This is a genomic window from Streptomyces sp. NPDC026301, from assembly GCF_055567935.1.
In genome coordinates this window covers 305,109-326,503 of the sequence record NZ_JBVHPN010000001.1, presented here as the reverse complement: position 1 = coordinate 326,503, position 21,395 = coordinate 305,109, and the positions used below count along the sequence as shown (strand labels likewise).

Sequence of the window (21,395 nt, the reverse complement as noted above, 5' to 3'; positions counted from 1 at the left end):
CGGTCAGCCGTCCTCGGCGAGCCGGCCGGCCACGACGACCTCGGTGCCGTCGACCGAGACGGTGCAGCCGCGCATCGCGATGTCGAGGTGCGCGTAGGACTCGCGGCCGAGCACCGGGTGCGGGCCCGTGGACCACAGGAAGTTGCCGGCGAAGGCGCGGGCGTCCATGCCCATCAGCTCGTCCTTGCCGTACATCGCGGTGGCGAACCAGTCCGCCGTACGCATCAGACCCCACCCCATGTGGGAGAGGCTGCGGCCCCACTTGTCGTCCGCGTCCTCGAAGAAGGTGTTCAGCAGCGCGGCCTCGGCCCCGCCGGTCACCTTCTCGATGTGGCCCGCGGCGATCTCCAGGGTGACCGGCTCCCGTACGTACTCCTTGAACGGCAGCAGGATGTCGCCCTCGGCGAGCACGATCCGCCCGTCGGAGATCTCCGGCCAGCACAGCACCATCGTGCTGGGCCAGTGGTCCCAGCGCCCCGGGTCGTCCGCGAAGCCGCACTGGAACTCCGGCTTCGAGCCGCTGAGCCGCACCGTCAGATCGGTGCCCGCCGCGGACGTGACCCGCATGACGGACGACCGCTTCAGCAGCTCGACGCCTTCCAGCACCGCCGCCTTGTCCGCCTCCTTCGGCAGATTCCGTACGAGGACGTCGGGGGCGTCGCAGACGAAGATGATGCGCGTGCCGGCCTTGAGGATCTCCTGCTGGACGGGCGCGTGGATGAATCCCTCGCGGGTCAGGTCGACGACCAGGTCGGCGGATTTCAGCAGGTCCTGGGCGGTGGTGTCGTGGAGTACGGAGGTGAGGCCGGGGCCCGCGCCGGTGTGCGTGCTGGGCATCGGGGCCGGGGTGCCGCCGGGCACGGTGGCGGCGATGACGTGGGCGCCGCACGCCTTGGCGGCGCCGAAGGCGGCCGCCACGTAGTCGCCGCGGCTGCCCGGCTCGGCGAGCACGACGACGTGCTCGTCGCTGCGGAGCTTGCACAGGCGCAGTTCGCGGGTGAAGGCGTCGAGCAGGTCGACGGAGGAAAGATCGAACACGGGTCCTCCAAGGACGTACGGGGAACGTACGGGCAACGTGGGCTCGTGAGCCCGTGGAGTGCGTCGTGCGGGGCGGGCGCAAGCGTGCGCAGACATGCGTGATGAGCCCGCCGAACATGCTCTGATCATGCTCTGATCTGCGGTGACGCGCCGGTCGGCGCGTCCCGATGGAGATAATCCGAACACGTACGATCTCGCCTTGGCAAGGGGTGTGGCGCGAGTTCACCCCGTTCTTTCGTGCCGGAACGCGCCGGAAACATGGCGGGCCGGGCGGCCGGGAAGTACGATAGGTCTCGTACATTCACCGTCCGCCCGGCCCTCGTGCGCCGACCGACAGGAGCCGTCATGCCGCCCGCCGTCACCCCAACGCCGACCGGGAACGCCCCGCGCGTGCTGGGGCACCCGAGCCGCGACGACATCCGGCTGGAGGACGTGCTGCACGCGCTCGCCGACCCCGTCCGCCTCGGGATCGTGCTGGTGCTGGACGAGGCCGAAGGGGAATGCTCCTGCTCGGTCTTCGACGCGCCCGTCAGCAAGTCGACGCTCACCCACCACTTCCGGGTGCTGCGCGAACACGGCGTGATCACCCAGGCGTACCGCGGCACGGCCAAGATGAACGCGCTGCGCAGGGACGACCTGGAAGGGCTCTTCCCGGGCCTGCTGGACACCGTCCTCGCCGCGGCCCGGCGGCAGGCGGCGGCCGGCCTCAGCGCCGGCGCAGGTGCGGCCGCAACAGGTGCGACCAGCCGGCCCTGAGGTCCTGGTAGTCCTCCCGGGAGTACTCCGAGCGGGCGCGCGTCAGGTGCGTGCCGTCGACGAGTGAGCGCCAGCGCTTCGGGTCGGCGCCGTAGAGGTAGGAGCGGTAGTTCGCGGCGCGCGCGGCGCTGGGGGAGTGCTCGTCGGAGTGGTCGATGTGGCCCGCCTCCTCCCGCGCGTACAGGTCGTAGTTCTCCGCTGCGGCGAGCAGCGACTCCTGGCCCCCGCGGCCCTGCGGGATCAGGTTGTACGCGGCGAACTGGTCGGCGGCGTCCTCCTCGTGGCCGGTGAACGGCAGGTGCAGCTTGTCGATCAGCGCGTGCGCCGACTCGTGGTACAGCGTCTCCGACACCACGCCCGCCGTCCGCTCGCCGACCCTGCCGTACCCGGCGTCCTTGAACATGTCGCGGACCTCGGCGACGAACTCGTAGCAGACGTCGATCCGGCCCCTGCCCGGGTCGTACGCGATGTCGCTGTTCCCGCACGAGCGGCCGGTCATCCGGATCTTCGCCGGGATGCGCAGCCGGGTGTTGAGCTTGCCCGAGACCCGCTCCAGCAGGTGGTTCCGCTGGAGGAACGCCCGCTCGTCCGCCCCGCCGCTGCCGGGCTTCGCGTACTCCGGCACCAGGCCGCGGACGGGAGCGGCGGTGTACCCGGAGGCGGCGTGACCGGGCGCGGCGGCGACCAGCGTGGCCGAGAGGCCGGTCAGCGCTGTGGTGGTCAGTACGGTCCTGCGGAGCGCCGCGCCGCGCCGGGACCGCGCCTTGGGCGCTGCGTGCTTTCCTGTCATGCCCGCAACCCTCGCCGCCCCGGCCCGCCGGCGGATCCCCCGCCGGTCCGCGGCACGCCCCGCCGACCGGCGGGGGCGGACACCCGCGATCTCCTCTTCAGGTCCCGTTCCGGCGCCCCTTACCTGCCGTAACCTCGACCGCGGGAAGCACCGCGCGGACCTCCGGGACCGGCGGCCGGCAGCGGGAACGAGGAGCTCGGGTGATTCGGGTCGTGGTCGTCGACGACGAGGAACTGGTGCGTTCCGGGCTGCGGCTGATCCTCGGCTCCGCGCCCGACATCGAGGTGGTCGCCGACTGCGGCGGCGCCGAGGCGCGGGCCACGCTGCTGGCCCACCGCCCGGACGTGCTGCTGCTGGACATCCGGATGCCGGACGTGGACGGCCTGACCATCCTGCGCGGGCTGCGCGACCTGCCGCAGCCCCCGAAGACCGCCATGCTGACCACCTTCGACGGCGAGGAGTACCTCGGCGCCGCGCTGCACGACGGGGCCGCCGGCTTCCTCCTGAAGGACACCGCGCCCGAACAACTCGTGCACGCCGTACGCGTACTGGCCGACGGCGGCCGGGTGCTCGCGCCCGGCGTCACCCCGGCCGTGATCGGCGGTTACCTCGGCGGCAAGCCGGACGCGGCCGCGGCCCGCAGCGTCGGCGGCCTCACCGACCGCGAGCGCCAGGTGCTCGCGCTGGTCGGCGAGGGCCTGCCGAACGGCGAGATCGCGCTGCGCCTGCACTTGGCGCACGGCACGGTCAAGGACCACGTCAGCGCGCTGCTCGGAAAGCTGGGCGGACTCAACCGCGTACAGGCCGCGGTGATCGCCGACCGGGCGGGACTGGTGCGGCTGGGCGAGGCGGACCGGGCGTACGGGGTGAACGGGGCGTACGGGGACGCGCGGCGGTGAACGACGGCACGGCCGCCAAGCCGGCCGGCGCCCCGGCCGTGCACGACGGTACGGACGTCGGTCCGGCCGGCGCGACCGCCGTCGCCCGGCTGCCCCGCCGTCCGCTACCGGTACGCGGCGTCCTCGCACCGACGCTCCCCGTGGCCCTCGGGCTGGTGGACGCCTTCCTGGTCCACGGCGTGCGGCCGGGCCTCGGCCTGTGGACCTCGCTCGCGTCCGCCCTCGTCCTGCCGCTCCGGCGCCGCTGCCCCGAAGTGGCCCTCGTGGTCACGCTGCTGGGCATGTACATCGGGTACATCTGGTTCGCCCCGATGATCGCCCTCTGCACGCTCGCGGCCCGGCGCGCCGGCACCGCCCTCGTCGTGGCGGGGGCCGCGGCCCTGGCCCTCGTGCACTACCTCCCGTACCCCCTCGGCGACTACACCCCCACCGCGGACCGCCAGAGCCTCCTGGACCTGCTCGACTCCTGCGTCCTCGGCGCCGGCGCCGCCGTGTTCGGGCGCTGGGCGCGGGCGCGGACCCAGCTGCGGGAGCGCGTCCGGGACCTCACCGAGAGCCGCCACCGGGAGGCGGAGCTGCGGGCCGAGCGGGCGGTGACCACCGAGCGGGCCCGGCTCGCGCGCGAGATGCACGACGTCGTCGCGCACCAGGTGAGCCTGATCAGCCTGCAGGCCGGGGCGCTGCAGATGACCTGCGGGGACGACGCCTCCCGGGAGCGCGCCGGCACCGTGCGCGACCTCGCCGCGAAGACCCTGGAGGAGCTGCGGCACATGGTCGGGGCGCTGCGCTCCGGCGGCGGTACGGGCGCCGGGCTCGCCCCGCAGCCCCGCCTGGCCGACCTGCCCCGGCTGGCGGCGGAGAGCGGCCTGCGGGTGGCCCTGGACCTCGACGGCGCGCTCGGCGGGGACGCCACGTTCGGTGGAGACAACGCGGCAGCGCGCGGCTGGCCCGAAGCGGTCGAACGCGCCGCCTACCGGACCGTCCAGGAAGCGCTGACGAACGTACGCAAGCACGCGCCCGGCGCGGATGTCCGGGTCACCGTGGACGTGACGGACAACCGTACGGCGGGGGAGTGGCTGACCGTGGACGTGCGCAACGGCCCGGCCGCGGCACCCGGGGAGTCGGCGCTGCCAGAGGGCGGCCACGGCCTGCTGGGCCTGCGGGAGCGCGCGCTGCTGCTCGGCGGCACGTTCGCCGCGCATCCGACGGGCGACGGCGGGTTTGCGGTCAGCGCGGGGTTCCCGACGGGGAGAGGGTGACGGGGCCCGGCGGGCAGGCTGTAGCGGGGCAGCCGCTGGGGGCCGTCCTCACTTCCCCGCCCGCGCCGCCTCCAGCAAGCCCTCCCAGTCCGGGATCTTGACCGTCGAACGCCCCAGCTCCTGGCCCAGCGCCGCCTCCGCCGCCTCGATGCCCAGCCAGCCCGGCCACGGCACCGGCCGCTGCCCGGCCAGCCGCAGCGCCGCCACCGGGTTCGCCGGCAGCTCCTGCCCGGCCAGCCCCGGCGCGTCGGCGAGCAGCGAGCCCACCGTCTGCTTCGCGCACGGCCGGTTCGTGCCGATCACGCCGGTCGGCCCGCGCTTGATCCACCCGGCGACGTACTCGCCCGCGCACGGTGTGCCGTCCCGCAGCACCCGCCCCTCCGCGTTCGGTACCGTCCCCGTCGCCGCGTCGAACGGCAGCCCCGGCTGCGCCACTCCGCGGTACCCCACCGAGCGCAGCACCAGCCCCGCCTCGATGTCCTCGTACTCCCCGGTGCCGCGCACCCCGCCCTGCCCGTCCGGCGCGGTCCGCTCGAACCGCACGGCCCGCACACCGTCCCGCGCATCGCCGACCAGCTCGGTGGGGCGCAGGTAGAACCGCAGGTGAATGCGGCGCCGTGGGCCGTCCGGCGGCGATGCGGGCCGCTGCGCCCACTCCCGCAGCACGTCGACGTTGCGCCGCACCACGGCCGGCAGCGCGCCCGGGTCCGCGCCGCACGCCGGATCCATCGCCAGCTCATCGGGGCGTACGACCACGTCGGCGCCGGGCAGCGCACCCAGCTCCCGCAGCTCCTTCGTGGTGAACTTCGCCTGCGTGGGGCCGCGCCGCCCCACCATCCAGACGTCGCGCACACCACTGCCGGCGAGCGCCTCCAGGGCGGGCTGCGGCACGTCCGTCGGCACCAGGTCGCCGGCCGCGCGGGCGAGAATGCGCGCCACGTCGACGGCGACGTTGCCCATGCCGATGACCACGGCGGACGACCTGCCGAGCGCGAAGCCGCCGGCCGCCGCCGCGTCCGGGTGCGCGCTGTACCAGGACACGAACTCCGTGGCGGAGCGGCTGCCCGGCAGCTCCTCGCCCGGGATGCCGAGCCGCCGGTCGGTGGCGGCGCCCACGCAGTACACCACCGCGTGGAAGATGCGGCGCAGCTCGGCGTGGTCGAGCCCGCCCGTGCCGACGTCCACGTGGCCCAGGAAATGGACCCGTGGGTGTTCGAGCACGGTCCGGAGCGTGCGCTGCAGGGTCTTGATCTTCTCGTGGTCGGGCGCCACGCCGTACCGCACGAGTCCGTACGGGCATGGCAGCCGGTCCAGGACGTACACCTCGACGTCCGGGACGGCCTCTTGCTGAACGAGAGCCTGAGCGGTGTAGACCCCGCTCGGTCCCGAACCGATCACTGCGACACGAAGCACTGGGAGGCCCCTTTCGCGGGATGTCTCCAGGATCGCACCGCCGTGCGGGTGAGGGGAGTGTGCCGCGCGGATGTGCCCCCTGGTGTGGCGCAAAACGCCACGGGAATGATCCGAAACACGCGCCCTGCGCCGCCCCGCCCGCCGCACGGGACGACAGGCCCTACGGCGCCGCCTTCCGCATCCGCTCGATCTCGGCCGTCTGCTGGGCGATGACGTCGGTCGCCATCTCCTCCACGCGGACGTTGTTGCCTTCGGACAGCACATCCGTGGCCATGGTCACCGCGCCCTGGTGGTGGGTGATCATCAGCTTCAGGAAGAGCGCGTCGAAGCGCTCGCCACGGGCCGCGCGCAGCCGCCCGAGCTGGGCGTCGGTCGCCATACCGGGCATGGCGGCGTGCTCCGCGCCGTGTTCGCCATGACTGCTCTGCTCACCCTGGCTGCCGTGCTCGCCCTGGCTGCTGTGTTCGCCATGGCTGCCGTGCTGGCCATGACCGTCCTGCCCCTTGTCGCCGCCGTGGGTCGTCAACCAGCCCTTCATCGCGTCGATCTCGGGCCGCTGGGCGGCGTCGATCCGGTCGGCGATCCGCCGCACCGTCGTCGACTCGGCGTGTTTACCGGCGAGTTCGGTCATCACCAGGGCCTGCGCGTGGTGCTCGATCATCATCCGGACGTATCCGAAGTCGGCGGAGTTCGGCGAGTCGTCGCCGATTTCCTTGCGCGCCTCGTCGGCGGAGAGCGTGCGGGCCGGTTCGCCGGGCTTCCCGGGCGCGATGACCTGCTGCCCGGCGTCACCGGCGGCCGCGTCCGCCCGGCCGCCACCCGCCGAACACCCGCTCAGTCCGAGGACCGCGGCGGCGACGGCCGCGACGATCCCGGCGGCGGGTCTCCTGGAACGCTTCACGGGAACTCCTGTCCTCGACCGGCCGGTTCGTTGCCCACGCATGACATCTTCATTGCCCTCTATTGAGATGTACATGAGCAGCGCGATACTACCCAGGGTCAAACCCAGACCCAGAACAACCGTTCCCATCCCGGACGGACTCACTCGGACGGACTCAAGGGAGGACGCTGTGACGTCATCGACGCACAGACCCACCGACAGCTCCACCGTCAAGCTCACCGACATCCCCACCGACAGACCCACCGACAGACCCACCGACAGCTCCGCCGTACGAAGACCACTCGCACGTCGGCCCCTCGCACGCCGGCCCCTCGCACGCCGGGTCCTCGGGCGCCGCGGGCACCTCCGCGCGGCCGTGGCCGCGTGCGGCCTGGTCGCCTCGCTGTTCGCGGCCGGACCGGCCGCCGCCACCCCGGACCCGGGCGACACCCCGTCCGTACACAAGGAAGTGAGCAGCGGTCAGCGGGCCGACACCAAGGCGGCCATGGCGAACGGCGAGATCCCCGGCGTGGACGAGATCGTCCACAGCGACAACGTCCGGCACCTCGCCAACCTCCCCAAGACGGCGCTGAAGAGCACCAATTCGGACCTCGCCTTCCAGGGGAAGTACGCGTTCGCCGGCAACTACGACGGCTTCGCGATCTACGACATATCCCGGCCCAGCGCACCCCGTACCGTGAGCCAGGTCCTCTGTCCCGGCTCGCAGAACGACGTGTCGGTCTCCGGCGACCTGCTCTTCCTGTCCACGGACTCCTCGCGCAGCGACGACTCCTGCAGCAGCACCACGCAGCCAGCGACCGAGAAGTCCTCCTGGGAGGGCATGAAGGTCTTCGACATCAGCGACAAGGAAAACCCCGAGTACGTCGCCGCCGTCGAGACCGCGTGCGGCTCGCACACCCACACCCTGGCGCCCGACGGCAAGAACGTCTACATCTACGTGTCGTCGTACTCGCCCAGCGAGACGTTCCCCGACTGCAAACCCCCGCACGACGGGATCTCCGTCATCAAGGTGCCGCGCTCGGCCCCCGAGAAGGCCGCGGTCGTCGACTTCCCGGTGCTCTTCCCCGACGGCGGCAACCCGGGCGGCCCCGACAACCCCGGCGTCTCGAAGACCACGGGCTGCCACGACCTCACCACCTTCCCGAAGCTGAAGCTGGCGGCCGGCGCGTGCATGGGTGACGGCATCCTGCTCGACATCAAGAACCCCGCGGCGCCCAAGGTCATCGACCGGGTCCAGGACAACGTGAACTTCGCGTTCTGGCACTCCGCCACGTTCAACGAGAGCGGCAAGAAGGTCGTCTTCACCGACGAACTGGGCGGCGGCGGAGCGGCCACCTGCAACGAGAAGACCGGCCCGACCCGCGGTGCCGACGGCATCTACGACATCACCGGCAAGGGCGACGACCGCAAGCTGGTCTTCCGCGGCTACTACAAGATCCCGCGCCACCAGGCCGACACCGAGAACTGCGTCGCGCACAACGGCTCACTGATCCCGGTCAAGGGCCGCGACATCATGGTGCAGGCGTGGTACCAGGGCGGCGTGTCCATCTGGGACTTCACCGACTCCACCGCGCCCAAGGAGATCGGCTACTTCGAGCGCGGCCCGCTCTCCGCCGACACCCTCGTCGGCGGTGGCTCCTGGTCCGCGTACTACTACAACGGCCACATCTACTCCAACGACATGGCCAAGGGCTTCGACGTCCTGAAGATCGACGACCGCCGCACCGACAGCGCGCGCTCGGTCCACCTCCCCGAACTGAACGTCCAAACCCAGCCCGACTACCGCTGACGGGGCCCGACTACCGCTGACGGGGCCCGGCCACCGCTGGGCGGGGCCTGGTTACTGCTGACCCGGCGTCGCCAACGCCGGCTGCTGCTCTACCTGCCCCGTCTGACCCATCTGTCGTGTCTGTTCCGTCTGCTCCGTCTGTTCCATCGGCAACATCCCGCCGGACGGTTCTCGCTCACCGTCCGGCGGGGCGCCGAACTCCCAGTCCAGCCCGTACCGCTGGAACAGCTCGCCGCGCAGCCGGGTGACCGGCATCGGCGCGCCCGGCAGCAGTACGGCGACCACCGCACCCATGAGCAGTGCGCGCAGCAGCGGATAGTCGGTGTCGGGGTCGGCCGAGCCGTACGCCACGACCGTGTCCCGCAGCAGCTGCGCGAGCCGCTGCTGCTCGGGGCACTGGATGAACCCCTCGGCGGTCAGGATGCCCGCCATGTGCGTCCGCATCAGCTTGGGCCGGTCCCGGGCCAGCCCCAGGATCGCGTCGATCGCCCGGGCCAGCAACTCCCGCCCGGCGTCCGGCCCGTCCGGATACGGCTCCCGACGCAGCCCGGCCTCCAGCGACAGATGCATCAGCCGGTGCACGGCGGACTGCAGGAGCTGCCGCTTACTCGGGAAGTAGTACGAGATCAGGCCACGCGCCGACCCGGCCCGCTCCGCGATGTCCCCCAGCGTCGTCGCTTCGTACCCCCGCTCGTCCACCAGCTCGACCGTCGCCTGCAGCAGCCGTTCCCGGGAACGCCGCCGCAATTCTTCGTTGACCGATGCGCTGCGGGGGGACATGCTGTAACTCCTGCGTTGACTGGCTCTCAGCCAATATACTCAGCGAGTCGCCGGACACCCGCCCCGACCCGAGGCGGTATCCGGTCAAGCCGCCTGCTTCGGGCGACGCGGGGGATCGCCCGAAGCAGGTCGCAGCATCTCTGGGCGGACCAATGCTGACCCAATGCTGACTCAACGCTGACTTTCCTGACTGGGGGTCAGGACCGTCGACGCGCTGAGTCAGCCCCGCTGGAAGGTACGGCGGCCCAGAGAGTGGCGATGACGACGGTGATGTCGCGCAGGAAGCCAAGTCTCTTGGGATCGTCAGGTCCTCTGTGGACTACGACGAGTCGCCGAAAAGACGGCCCATCAGTCCACTGGGAGCGATGCCGAAGTTGCCGGTGTGACCGAGCGCGGCACTGTCGCTTTGGTGGCTTTGCGCATCCAGGGCTTGCGTCATGGCCGCGATGCACCGCCGAGGCGGCCGGAGACTGTCGCCCTGCCGACGAAGCCGTGGTCGGTGACCGGCGATTGTCAGTGGGGGCGGGTACAGTGCCCCCGCGCGCTGCCGTGCGGTCGGTTCTGTCCGTTTGCGTGCAGTCTTCACCAGCAAATCCCCCCTAAATTCGGCCGCGCGGGTGTGCTTCCAGTCACCCTTGGGGGTTGTGAAGTGTGTCACTCAGGGGTGATCAAAGGGCTGCCAACCTGGGGTGTTGCCGTATAAGCCGGGCCGAAGGGGGCAGATCAACATGTGGCCAGACGGTGCACAACCGAAGCAGTGCAAGGCAAGATGGGGGCATCGTCGCAGCCGAGTGTGATCGTCGCCACAATGGCGGTCTTTTTCTTGCATACGCGGCGGTAACCGCATTCGGAATATGCGGAAGGCCCCACCTGACGCCCGCGAAGCATCCTGGTGAGGCCCTCCCTCAGCACTCCGTCTGCAGCGCGGCCCCGACCGTTAGGTCGGGGCTCTTCGCGTTACAGCGACCAGTGGTCCCACGTGATCTTGTAGATCACGTAGAGCACCGGCCCCAGCCAGCGGGCCGCCCTTCGGTGCGGCGGCATCCGCTTGCTGCAGCAGCGGCAGTGCCCCTCCGGCTCATCAACTTCCTCGGCCATCGGGATCCATCACCCCTATCCGTGCGACCTGCGGATTTCGCAGGTCGGCGGGTGGGCCCACAACCTTCGTGGACTCCCCGGGGAGGCACGAGTGTTCGCGAGCCCCTGGGGTGACTGATTGCAGAGCAGAGTACCCCCACGCTGCGTAATCCGTGGTGCCCCCAACTCCCCCTTGCGGCACGGGGAGCGCGGCACTGCGTGCCCCGTTGAGCGACTGCCCCATACATGGATCGTCAACTGTGCTGCGCGATGGGTCTCTTAGCTGCAGCAACTCTCTCCGGTACGTGCGGAACGGAGTGCCAGTTCCCCTTGGGGGAGTCGCCAATGTCACACAGGAGGGTCGGATTCCAGATGAACCGCCAACCCTGAACGCCCGTACTTGTGCGACTAATTGAGAAACTCTTTGCCCAGAAGCCCGTGCAGCGGCCCTGGTCCTGATCAGGGCTGCTGCGATGCGCGAGTTGTTGCCCACGCTCCGGCGTCGGACAGCATGCTCCCCGACGCCACCCTCGCCGTGCTCGACACCTCTGGCGACGCGACGGTCGTCTCGACACTGTGGGTAGCTGTTGCAATTTGCGCCCACTGTGTCGCACGAGATCTGCGTGACGACTGGGGCTATTGCAGGGTCCGCATGTGCGCGCGCCGAGCGGTGACCAGCGCAAACCACCGCTCGCGGGTGAGCTCGCGCAGCCGGCCGATGCCGGCGGCGGTCCCCTCCTGGTCGTCGCGGACCGCGTGATGGAAGGCGAGCGCCAGCTCGAGCTTGGCCTGGGCGAAGGCGAGTCCGGAGGTACTGATCTCGGCCCGCAGAACCTGGTACCGGTCGGCGAGGTCGGCGAGGTCGGTGCCGGCGTCGCGCAGGAGCTCGGCGATGCGCACGTCCAGGGGGGCGGCACGCAGGCGTCCGTGCGCGCCGGGACGGTCGCGCCGGTCTCGTCACCGAGCTTCCGGACCGCACCCAGCTGCGTCAGCGTGCCGGTTTCCGGCGGGGTGGTCGGCAGTACCCGCAACACGGCACGCTCGGCGGCGTGTTCCACGAGCTGGTCGAGCAGGTTGTCGGTGGGAGCGCTGGTCAGCCGGCGGCACACGTCGGCGGACTTGGTCAGCGCGTCCCGCAGGCCCCAGCGGGGTCTCCTGCTGCTGCGGTTCGACGGCCATGGTTCCCCCGGTGGCGCGATCGCTGTCGTGGCTCGCGCGGCACGGCCCGCGCGCCCCGGTAGAGCTCCCCCCCCGAGCGTGCAGCAGCGCAACGGCGGCGTTCAGCAGGCAATCACGCCGTACCGACGGGCCTGCGCAGCCCGCGTGCCCGCCCCCGACCGGTCGCGGGGGCGGGCGGTGCCCGGATCGACTGCCGTTAGTGGGACCGGGCGTCAGCCGAGGTCGAGCCGGCCGTCGATGCGGCGGGGGATGCCGTACGGGTTGGCGTCCTGGAGGGGCGGCGGGAGGAGACCGTCGGGGACGTTCTGGTAGGCGACGGGGCGCAGGAAGCGCTCGATGGCCAGGGAGCCGACGGAGGTGGTGCGGGCGTCGGAGGTGGCCGGGTACGGTCCGCCGTGGACCATGGCGTGACCGACCTCCACGCCGGTGGGCCAGCCGTTGAACAACACGCGCCCGGCCCGGCGTTCGAGGACCGGCAGCAGTGCGCGCGCCTCGTCGAGATCGGCGTCGGCGGTGTGCACGGTGGCCGTGAGCTGGCCCTCCAGCGCTTCGAGGACATCGGTGACGTGCTTCAGGTCGCGGCAGCGGATGAGCAGCGAGGCCGCGCCGAACATCTCGCGCTGCAACTCGGGGTCGGCGCGGAAGTCGTCACCGTCCACGGCCATGAGCAGGGAGCGGCCGCCGCTCGCGGTGGGCGGCTGCGCGCCGCGGGCCAGGACCTGGACGCCCGGCCGGGCGCCCACCGCCGCCGTCTCCCGCCGGTAGGACTCCGCGATGCCGGGCGTGAGCATGGTGCCGCCGGCGTTGCCGTCGATGGTGCCGGCCGCCCGTGCCGCGAAGGCGTCGAGACCGTCGCCCTCGACGGCGATCACGAGGCCGGGGTTGGTGCAGAACTGGCCCGCGCCCAGCACGAGCGATTCGGTGAAGGCGTCGGCGAGTTCCTCCGGGCGTTCGGCGAGCGCGCCGGGCAGGAGGACGACCGGGTTGACGCTGCTCATCTCGGCGTACACCGGGATGGGAACGGGGCGCTCGGCGGCGGCCCGCACCAGTGCATGGCCCGCCGTACGGGAGCCGGTGAAGCCGACGGCTTGGATGCGGGGGTCGGTCACGAGCCGGGTCCCGGTGTCGTGTCCCGCGCCGATGAGCAGCGAGAAGACCCCCTCGGGCAGGCCGGTGTCGGCGACGGCGGCACGGATGGCGCGGGCGGCCAGCTCGGAGGTGCCGAGGTGCGCCTCGTGCGCCTTGACGACGACGGGGCAGCCGGCGGCCAGGGCCGACGCGGTGTCGCCGCCGAGGACGGAGAAGGCGAGCGGGAAGTTGCCGGCGCCGAACACGGCTACGGGGCCCAGCGGGATGCGGCGCTGCCGGATGTCGACGCGGGGCTGCGGGCTGCGGTCGGGCTGCGCGGGATCGATACGGGCGCCGTGCCAGCTGCCCTCGCCGAGCACCTCGGCGAACATCCGCAGCTGGCCGGTGGTGCGGACCACCTCTCCGGCGAGCCGGGCGGCGGACAGGCCGGTTTCGCGCCGGGCGCGCTCGACGAGCGCGTCACCGGCCAGGGTGAGGTGATGGGCGATGCGCTCCAGGAACCGGGCGCGGTCCCGGGGGTGGACGGCGCGGTAGGCGTCGAAGGCTTCCTCGGCGAGCCGGCAGGCCCGCTCGATGTCGGCGGGGGAGGCCGTGGGGTAGGCGGGGTCGAGTTCCTCGCCGGTCTCCGGGTTGCGGGACCGGATGCCCGTACCGGTGCCGGCGACGGCGTCGGCGCCGATGAACATCGTGCCCCGGGGCTGGAGTTCGTGCGGAGGGGGAGGTGTTGCGGTCACCTGGGATCGTCCTTCTGTACGGGTGCGCGTACGGGTGCGGTGCGATGTGATGCAGCGTCAGGCGGCGGTGGCCGGCAGCTTCCCGATCAGCTCGGTCAGCTCCGCGAGTTCGGCCTCCGCCAGGTCGGTCAGCGGGGGCCGTACGGGACCGGCGCCGTTCCCCGTGGCGGTCATGCCGGCCTTGACGATGCTCACCGCGTACCCCGCCCTGCGGTTGCGGATCTCGGTGTACGGCAGGACGAAGTCCCTGAGCAGGGTGCGCACGGTGTCGTGGTCGCGGCCGCGGACGGCGGCGTAGAACTCCAGGGCGAAGTCGGGGAGGAAGTTGAAGATGGCCGAGGAGTAGGTGGTGACGCCGAGTTCGAGGTACGGCAGGGCGTAGGTCTCCGCGGTGGGCAGGCCGCCCACGTAGGTGAGGCGGTCGCCGAGCCGGGTGTAGATGCGGGTCATGGCGTCGATGTCGCCGGTGCCGTCCTTGTAGCCGATGAGGTTGGGGCACTCGTCGGCGAGGCGGGCGAGGGTTTCATCGGTGTACGTGGCGTTGGCGCGGCCGTAGACGATGACGCCGAGGGAGGTCTCGCGGCAGACGGCGGCCACATGCCGGGCGAGGCCCTCCTGCCCGGCCTCGGTGAGGTAGGGCGGGAAGAGCAGGATGCCGTCGGCTCCGGTGCGCTCGGCGGCCCTGGCGTACTCCACGGCGGTGCGCGTGCCGTAGCCGGCCGGGGCGAGGATGGGCGTCCCTTCGGGGGCCGCCTGGACGGCCGCGGTCACCACCTGCTCGGTCTCGGCGGCGGTCAACGAGAAGAACTCGCCGGTGCCGCCTGCCGCGAACAACCCGCCGACCTCGTACTTCGCCAGCCGCTCGATGTTGTCGCGGTAGGCGCCATCGGCGAAGGAGAGGTCGTCGGCGTCGAAGTGGGTGACGGGGAAGGAGAGCAGGCCCGAGCCGATGCGCTGGGCGAGCTCCGACGGGCTGAAGGACGTCATCCGTGGTCTCCGCTGTCTGGTCGTGGGGTGGGGTGCCGATCGGTGGATACGACGCTACGAGCCGCGAGTCATGCAGGTCCAACACCCTTTTCGCATCCATCAATACTCAACGGGCATCACTGCTTCCCTGTTGACCGCTCGGCGGACGCCGGCGTCCGAAGCGAACAGGGAGCACCACGCGCCGAACGCAACGCGCCCGGCGCGGGCCCCGCGCTGTCCAGGTCAGCGGGGCCCGCGCCGGGCGGGTGCCGCCGGCGGCGAGGCGCCGGGCGGGCGGTCGGGGGAGCGGTACGGAGGGTTCAGGGGCGCTTGCCGGCCTCGTGCGTGGCCTGCGTCCAGGCGCGGGCCTGCTCGCTGAGGGTGATTCCGAGGCCGGGGCGTGCGGGGACGTGCATTCGTCCGTCGCTGATCGTGAGGCGCTCGTTGAACAGCGGCTCCAGCCAGTCGAAGTGCTCCACCCACGGCTCGATGGGGTAGGCGGCGGCGAGGTGGAGGTGGATCTCCATGGCGAAGTGCGGGGCGAGCTGGAGGTGATGGTGCTCGGCCAGCGCGGCGAGCTTCAGGAACTGGGTGATGCCGCCGATGCGCGGGGCGTCCGGCTGGATGACGTCGGCGGCCTTCTGCCGGATGAGTTCGTAGTGCTCGGCGACGCTGGCCAGCATCTCGCCGGTGGCGACCGGGGTGTCCAGCGAGGCGGCGAGGGCCGCGTGCCCCTCCGCGTCGTAGGCGTCGAGCGGTTCCTCGATCCAGACGAGGCCGAACTCCTCCATGGCGCGGCCCATGCGCTGGGCAGTGGGCCGGTCCCACTGCTGGTTGGCGTCGACCATCAACGGCACGTCGTCGCCGATGCGCTCGCGTACGGCGGTGAGGCGGCGCAGGTCCACCTTGCCGTCCGGGTGTCCGACCTTGATCTTGATGCCGCCGATGCCGCTGGCCAGTGAGGCGGTGGCGTTGTCGAGGACCTGCTCCGTGGGGGTGTGCAGGAAGCCGCCGGAGGTGTTGTAACAGCGCACCGAGTCGCGGTGGGCGCCCAGCAGCTTGGCCAGCGGCAGCCCGGCCCGCTTGGCCTTCAGGTCCCACAGGGCGACGTCGACGGCGGCGATGGCCTGAGTGGCGACACCACTGCGTCCGACCGAGGCGCCGGCCCATACGAGCTTGGTCCACAGCTTGCCGATGTCGCTCGGGTCCTCGCCGATCAGCTCGTCGGCGATCTCCTTGGCGTGGGCGTACTGGGCCGGTCCGCCGGCGCGCTTGGAGTAGCTGAAGCCGATGCCCCGGTGCCCCTGCTCGGTCTCGATCTCGACGAACAGCATGGCCACCTCGGTCATCGGCTTCTGCCGCCCGGTGAGCACCTTGGCGTCGCTGATCGGCGTGGCCAGCGGCAGGGTCACCGAGGAGAGCTTGAGCCAGGCGATGGTGTCGAGGGTCACCTCGCCGCGACGGCCGGCGGCGGAGGTGGCTGTGTGCGTCATGGTCACCACTTGTGTCCCTGGGGTAGTGGGCGGATGGAGCGGAAGGCGGTTGCGGACGCCGTCGGCCGCGTGGGCGGGCGGAGCGGGAATACGCCAGTCCGGCCCGGTACGGCAAGGGCTCGTGGCGAAGCGTCTGCGGGGGAGGGGCGGCTCTCCGTGGGTTTTTCCTGACGCTAAGGTCGGCGATTGATCCACGTCCAACTTAGTTTTTGGATGATTCAATACCGGGAGGGCATCAGTGTTTACGCTCGTGCAGTTGGTGAGCTTTGTCGCGGTGGCCGAGGAGCTGCACTTCACCCGGGCTGCCGAGCGCCTGCGCATGACCCAGCCCCCGCTGAGCCGGCAAATACAACTGCTCGAACACGAACTGGGCGTGCAGCTCCTGGACCGTACGAACCGCACCGTCCGCCTCACGCCCGCCGGCCGGGCCTTCCTCAACGAAGCACGCAACATCCTCCGCCAGGCCGAAGCGGCCACCCTCTCCGCCAAGCAGGTCTCCGCCGGAGAGGCCGGCGCCATCGCCATCGGATTCACCGCGGCCAGCGCCTACTCCGCACTCGGCACACTGCTCGACGTGGCCCGCTCCACGATGCCCGGCACGGAGATCGTGCTGCGCGAGAAGGTCACCCGCGACCAGCTCGAAGCGATCACCGAGGGCTCCCTCGACCTCGGCATGATCCGCCCTTCCAGCACCGGGCCCGACCTGGCGACCCGCCCCGCCATCCGGGAGGGCCTGCTGGCCGCCGTGCCCCGCGACCACCCGCTCGGCGCCGGCGACGATCCGCTGCGCATCGGCGACTTCGACGGGCAGCAGGTGCTCATGTACTCGCCGGTGGAGGCCCGCTACTTCCACGAACTGCTGGTCAGCATCTTCCGGGAGGCCCGCGTCACCCCGCGCTTCACCCAGTACCTCAGCCAGGTGCACAGCCTGCTGGCGATGGTCAACGCGGGCTGGGGCATCGCCTTCGTTCCCGAGGCGGCCGCCCAGATGCGGTTCTCCGGCATCACTTTCCGGCCCCTGGAACTGCCCGACCCCACCCCCGTCGAGCTGCACCTGGTGTGGCGCAAGGCCAATGACAACCCGGCCCTGCACGCCCTCCTGCGGCATCTGTGAGGAATGCCCCCGGCGCCTCGGTGCCGGCCGGTGAGACACCGCACCATCGGGCGCGCGGAACGATACGCGCCGGGTATCGCAGGATGCCGAAATGGTGTTGGACCCGCATCGCAACAGGCTCTTAACGTTCCGGCCAGCAATTCGAAGCGGCTTCCGCCCGGGCAGCACCGAGCGCCCCGCCCCCCCCCGCGGAAGTTCCGGAGGCCGTGGACGGGCCGCGCCCGGGACGGGAAGCCGCGTGAGCCGCACGTCTCCGCGCTACGCCAGGAGCCCCCTGCCATGACCGACCTCACCCCTGCTGACCTGGGCCGACGCCTCGGCTCCGGCCTGCTCTCCTTCCCGGTGACCCACTTCCGCACCGAGGACCACGCCTTCGACGAGGACGCGTACCGGGCGAACGTCGCACGCCTCGGCAAGTACGACGTGGCGGGCCTCTTCGCGGCCGGCGGCACCGGGGAATTCTTTTCGCTCTCCCCGGCGGAGGTGGAGCGGGTCGTCACCGCCGCCGTGGACAGCGCGCCCGCCGGAACCCCGATCGTCGCCCCGGCCGGCCACGGCACGTCGACCGCCGTCGAGTTCGCCAAGGCCGCCGAGCGCGCCGGCGCCGACGGCCTGCTGCTCTTCCCGCCGTACCTCACCGAGGCCCCGCAGGACGGGCTCGCCGCACACGTCGAGGCGGTCTGCCGGGCCACCGGCCTCGGCGTCATCGTCTACAGCCGGTCCAACGCCGTCTACGCGCCGGACACCGTCGCCCGCCTCGCCGAGCGCTGCCCCAACCTGATCGGCTTCAAGGACGGCGTCGGCGACATCGACCCCCTCACCCGGCTGCACGCCCGGCTGGGCGACCGCCTCACCTACATCGGCGGCCTCCCCACGGCCGAGACCTACGCCCTGCCGCTCCTCGAAGTGGGCGTGACCACCTACTCCTCGGCCCTCTTCAACTTCGTACCCGAGTTCGCCCTCGACTTCTACGCGGCGGTCCGGGAGCGCCGCCGTACCGACGTACTGCGCATGCTCCGCGACTTCGTCCTGCCCTACACGCGGATCCGTGACCGCAAGCCGGGCTACGCGGTGTCCATCGTCAAGGCCGGCATGACGGTCACCGGCCACCCGGCGGGACCGGTGCGCGCGCCGCTCACCGACCTGGAACCGGCCGAGCTGGAACAGCTCACCGCCCTCGTCCGGCGCATCGGCGCCTGAGCCGCCGCCACCCGCCCGGCACCACCGGCACCGCCGCCCGGCCGCCGGGCACACCCGCCGCATCCGCTCCGAAAGGCACCGCACCATGACCACCACACCCCCTGCCGGTACGCCCGTCGTCACCGCGATGCGCGTCATCCCGGTCGCCGGCCAGGACAGCATGCTGCTGAACCTCAGTGGCGCCCACGCCCCGTACTTCACCCGCAACCTGGTGCTGCTCACCGACTCCGAGGGCCGCACCGGCGTCGGCGAGGTACCCGGTGGAGAGGGCATCCGCACCACCCTGGAAGAGGCCCGCGACCTGGTCGTCGGCCGGTCCGTCGGCGACCCGCACGCCGTGCTGCGGGCGATACGCGAGCGGTTCAACGACCGCGACTCCGGCGGCCGCGGCGCCCAGACCTTCGACCTGCGCGTCACCGTGCACGCGGTGACCGCCGTCGAGTCCGCCCTGCTCGACCTGCTCGGTCAGCACCTCGGCGTACCGACCGCCGCACTGCTCGGTGAGGGCGTCCAGCGCACCAGCGTTCCCGTCCTCGGCTACCTCTTCTACGTCGGCGACCGGACGCGCACCGACCTGCCCTACCGCCACGACCCCGACGCCAAGGACGACTGGCTGCGGCTGCGCGACGAGGAAGCGCTCACGCCCGAGGCCGTCGTCCGGCTCGCCGAGGCGGCCCAGGAGCGGTACGGCTTCCAGGACTTCAAGCTCAAGGGCGGCGTACTGGACGGCCCCGCCGAGGCCGCCGCCGTCACGGCCCTCGCCGAGCGCTTCCCCGAGGCCCGCATCACCCTCGACCCCAACGGCGCCTGGCTGCTGAAGGACGCCATCGAGCTCGGGCGCGGACTGCGCGACGTCCTGGCGTACGCCGAGGACCCCTGCGGCGGCGAGGGCGGCTACTCGGGACGGGAGACGATGGCCGAGTTCCGGCGCGCCACCGGCCTGCCCACCGCCACCAACATGATCGCGACGGACTGGCGGCAGCTCGGCCACGCGGTCAAGTCCGACGCCGTCGACATCCCGCTCGCCGACCCGCACTTCTGGACCATGAACGGCTCGGTCCGCGTGGCCCAGCTGTGCGACGCCTGGGGACTGACCTGGGGCTCGCACTCCAACAACCACTTCGACGTGTCACTGGCGATGTTCACCCACGTCGCCGCCGCCGCGCCCGGCGACATCACCGCGATCGACACGCACTGGATCTGGCAGGACGGCCGGCACCTGACCCGCGAGCCGCTCGCCATCCGCGACGGTGCCATCGCCCTGCCCGACCGCCCCGGGCTCGGCGTCGAGCTCGACATGGAACGCGTCGAGGCGGCCGAACAGCTCTACTTCGACCTCGGCCTCGGCGGCCGCGACGACGCCGCGGGCATGCAGTACCTCCTCCCCGGCTGGAAGTTCGATCCGAAGCGGCCGGCGCTGGTGCGCTGAGCCGGCCTGTGCCTTCGCACCCTCTTCCCGTCCACTCAGCACCCGGGATTCCGGCCCGCCAGGTCCTCACCTCCGGCGGCCCACGTCTCGGCATCACTTCAAGGGAGAAGTGAGATGCCCCTGCTCGTCGTGGCGCTCAGCGTGGTCGCGCTGCTGTTCCTGATGACCCGGCTCAAGCTCAACGGGTTCATCGCCCTGCTGCTGGTCGCGGTGGCCGTGGCCGTCGTCCGGGGAATCAGCCCGGAGAAGATCCCCGACGTCCTCAGCGAGGGCGTCGGCGGCCAGATCGGCGACACCATGCTCGTGATCGGGCTCGGTGCGATGGTCGGCCGGGTGATGGGCGACTCCGGTGCGGCCCAGCGGATCGCCACCACCATGTCCGCCCGGTTCGGCGACCGCTGGGTCCAGGTCGCCATGGTGGTGACGGCCATGCTCATCGGCGTCACCATGTTCTACGAGGTGGCCTTCGTCATCATCGTGCCGGTGGCGTTCACGCTGGTCCGGGTGACCGGCAAGAACCTGCTGTGGATCGGCCTGCCGATGTCCATCGCGCTGTCCACCATGCACAGCTTCCTGCCGCCGCACCCCGGCCCGACCGCCGTCGCTGCCACCTTCGACGCCTCCATCGGCAGGACCCTCTTCTTCGGCCTGTTCATCGCCGTCCCGGCCGGCGCGCTCATCGCGCTGATATGGCCCCGGCTGGCCTTCGTCCGCCGGATGAACCCGTCCATCCCCACCGGACTCGTCAGCGACCGTTCCTTCACCGACGAGGAGATGCCCGGCATGGGCTGGTCCCTCTCGGTCGCGCTCTTCCCGGTGGTACTCATCGCGGGCGCCTCGGTGGCCGAGATGGCGCTCGGCGAACACCACGCCGGGATGCCGCTGATCGCCTTCATCGGCTCGGCCCCGGTCGCCCTGCTGCTCGCCCTGATCCTGGCAGCCTGGGCGTTCGGCCCGCGCATCGGCCGCTCGCTGGGGGACGTGGCCGCGTCGTGCGGTGACGCGGCCAAGGCCATGGCGATGATCCTGCTGGTCATCGGTGCCGGCGGCGCCTTCAAGAACGTGCTGGTCGAGGGGGGCATCGCCGACTACATCAAGAGCCTCACCGACGGCTGGACCGTCTCGCCGATCCTCCTGGCGTGGCTGATCGCCGCCATCCTGCGCATCGCGCTCGGCTCCGCGACGGTCGCGGTGACCACCGCGGCGGGCATCGCGGCACCCCTCGCCGCCGGCAGCGGTGTCCACCCGGAGCTGATGGTGCTCGCGGTCTCCTGCGGCTCCATCGCGTTCTCGCACGTCAACGACCCCGGCTTCTGGATGTTCAAGGAGTACTTCAACCTGTCGGTCCTCGACGCCATCAAGGCACGCACCACCTACACCACGGTCCTCGCCCTCCTGGGCCTCGGCGGCGTCTTCGCCATGCAGGCGGCACTCGGCGCCCTCGGGGTGTAGCGGCAGTACGGATACGGATCGACCGGCGGAGGCACCG

18 protein-coding genes are annotated in these 21,395 nt (G+C 71.7%); 8 read left to right on the top strand and 10 right to left on the bottom strand.

Annotation, left to right across the window (positions count from 1 at the left end):
* Positions 1 to 3: 3 nt before the first annotated feature.
* Positions 4 to 1,038 (bottom strand): 2,5-dihydroxypyridine 5,6-dioxygenase NicX family protein, encoded by a 1,035-nt coding sequence (locus tag ACZ4MH_RS01460; RefSeq protein WP_351587137.1) that lies wholly within the window; start codon positions 1,036 to 1,038, stop codon positions 4 to 6.
* A gap of 345 nt (positions 1,039 to 1,383) precedes the next feature.
* Here ACZ4MH_RS01460 and ACZ4MH_RS01455 point away from each other — a divergent pair, with 345 nt between their 5' ends.
* The gene (locus ACZ4MH_RS01455) at positions 1,384 to 1,794 is read left to right on the top strand and encodes an ArsR/SmtB family transcription factor (protein WP_351587135.1); all 411 of its coding nucleotides are present in this window, start codon (positions 1,384 to 1,386) and stop codon (positions 1,792 to 1,794) included.
* Here the strand turns inward: ACZ4MH_RS01455 and ACZ4MH_RS01450 are convergent.
* Positions 1,745 to 2,584: a DUF4344 domain-containing metallopeptidase gene (locus tag ACZ4MH_RS01450; RefSeq protein ID WP_351587133.1), complete on the bottom strand. Its 840-nt coding sequence runs from the start codon at positions 2,582 to 2,584 to the stop codon at positions 1,745 to 1,747. The genes ACZ4MH_RS01455 and ACZ4MH_RS01450 overlap by 50 nt on opposite strands.
* 200 nt (positions 2,585 to 2,784) lie before the next feature.
* Between ACZ4MH_RS01450 and ACZ4MH_RS01445 the strand changes: the two genes are divergently transcribed.
* The gene (locus ACZ4MH_RS01445) at positions 2,785 to 3,483 is read left to right on the top strand and encodes a response regulator transcription factor (protein WP_351587131.1); all 699 of its coding nucleotides are present in this window, start codon (positions 2,785 to 2,787) and stop codon (positions 3,481 to 3,483) included.
* Complete coding sequence (locus ACZ4MH_RS01440; protein ID WP_351587129.1) at positions 3,480 to 4,742, top strand: sensor histidine kinase; 1,263 nt, start codon at positions 3,480 to 3,482, stop codon at positions 4,740 to 4,742. The genes ACZ4MH_RS01445 and ACZ4MH_RS01440 overlap by 4 nt, the downstream gene beginning before the upstream one ends.
* 48 nt (positions 4,743 to 4,790) lie before the next feature.
* Here the strand turns inward: ACZ4MH_RS01440 and ACZ4MH_RS01435 are convergent, their stop codons facing one another.
* Positions 4,791 to 6,155 (bottom strand): FAD-dependent oxidoreductase, encoded by a 1,365-nt coding sequence (locus tag ACZ4MH_RS01435; RefSeq protein WP_351587127.1) that lies wholly within the window; start codon positions 6,153 to 6,155, stop codon positions 4,791 to 4,793.
* 160 nt (positions 6,156 to 6,315) lie between these two features.
* Entirely contained in the window at positions 6,316 to 7,098 is a 783-nt protein-coding gene (locus ACZ4MH_RS01430; protein WP_351587125.1) for a DUF305 domain-containing protein, read from the bottom strand.
* Positions 7,099 to 7,411: 313 nt separating this feature from the next.
* Here ACZ4MH_RS01430 and ACZ4MH_RS01425 point away from each other — a divergent pair, with 313 nt between their 5' ends.
* Positions 7,412 to 8,845, top strand: a complete 1,434-nt coding sequence (locus ACZ4MH_RS01425) for an LVIVD repeat-containing protein (RefSeq protein WP_351587291.1) — start codon at positions 7,412 to 7,414, stop codon at positions 8,843 to 8,845.
* Between the two features lie 51 nt (positions 8,846 to 8,896).
* Here the strand turns inward: ACZ4MH_RS01425 and ACZ4MH_RS01420 are convergent, their stop codons facing one another.
* From ACZ4MH_RS01420 to ACZ4MH_RS01395, 6 genes are all read right to left on the bottom strand, one after another.
* Complete coding sequence (locus ACZ4MH_RS01420) at positions 8,897 to 9,625, bottom strand: TetR/AcrR family transcriptional regulator (protein ID WP_351587123.1); 729 nt, start codon at positions 9,623 to 9,625, stop codon at positions 8,897 to 8,899.
* Positions 9,626 to 10,582: 957 nt separating this feature from the next.
* On the bottom strand, positions 10,583 to 10,723 hold the full coding sequence (locus tag ACZ4MH_RS01415) for a hypothetical protein (RefSeq protein ID WP_351587121.1): 141 nt from the start codon (positions 10,721 to 10,723) through the stop codon (positions 10,583 to 10,585).
* Between the two features lie 615 nt (positions 10,724 to 11,338).
* Positions 11,339 to 11,602 (bottom strand): hypothetical protein, encoded by a 264-nt coding sequence (locus tag ACZ4MH_RS01410; RefSeq protein ID WP_351587119.1) that lies wholly within the window; start codon positions 11,600 to 11,602, stop codon positions 11,339 to 11,341.
* Positions 11,603 to 12,093: 491 nt separating this feature from the next.
* Positions 12,094 to 13,704, bottom strand: a complete 1,611-nt coding sequence (locus ACZ4MH_RS01405) for an aldehyde dehydrogenase (NADP(+)) (RefSeq protein WP_351587117.1) — start codon at positions 13,702 to 13,704, stop codon at positions 12,094 to 12,096.
* 57 nt (positions 13,705 to 13,761) lie between these two features.
* The gene (gene kdgD, locus ACZ4MH_RS01400) at positions 13,762 to 14,691 is read right to left on the bottom strand and encodes a 5-dehydro-4-deoxyglucarate dehydratase (protein ID WP_351587115.1); all 930 of its coding nucleotides are present in this window, start codon (positions 14,689 to 14,691) and stop codon (positions 13,762 to 13,764) included.
* Between the two features lie 299 nt (positions 14,692 to 14,990).
* Positions 14,991 to 16,163, bottom strand: coding sequence for an L-talarate/galactarate dehydratase (locus ACZ4MH_RS01395; RefSeq protein WP_351599134.1), 1,173 nt, complete (start codon positions 16,161 to 16,163; stop codon positions 14,991 to 14,993).
* Between the two features lie 238 nt (positions 16,164 to 16,401).
* On the opposite strand from ACZ4MH_RS01395, the gene ACZ4MH_RS01390 reads away from it, so the two are divergent.
* From ACZ4MH_RS01390 to ACZ4MH_RS01375, 4 genes are all read left to right on the top strand, one after another.
* On the top strand, positions 16,402 to 17,277 hold the full coding sequence (locus ACZ4MH_RS01390) for a LysR family transcriptional regulator (RefSeq protein ID WP_351599133.1): 876 nt from the start codon (positions 16,402 to 16,404) through the stop codon (positions 17,275 to 17,277).
* A gap of 279 nt (positions 17,278 to 17,556) precedes the next feature.
* On the top strand, positions 17,557 to 18,477 hold the full coding sequence (kdgD, locus tag ACZ4MH_RS01385; RefSeq protein ID WP_351599132.1) for a 5-dehydro-4-deoxyglucarate dehydratase: 921 nt from the start codon (positions 17,557 to 17,559) through the stop codon (positions 18,475 to 18,477).
* Positions 18,478 to 18,562: 85 nt separating this feature from the next.
* Positions 18,563 to 19,906 carry a glucarate dehydratase gene (gudD, locus tag ACZ4MH_RS01380; protein WP_351599131.1) on the top strand — a complete coding sequence of 448 codons (1,344 nt, stop codon included), beginning with the start codon at positions 18,563 to 18,565 and terminating at the stop codon, positions 19,904 to 19,906.
* 114 nt (positions 19,907 to 20,020) lie between these two features.
* On the top strand, positions 20,021 to 21,358 hold the full coding sequence (locus ACZ4MH_RS01375) for a gluconate:H+ symporter (protein ID WP_351599130.1): 1,338 nt from the start codon (positions 20,021 to 20,023) through the stop codon (positions 21,356 to 21,358).
* The last annotated feature ends 37 nt before the right edge of the window (positions 21,359 to 21,395 follow it).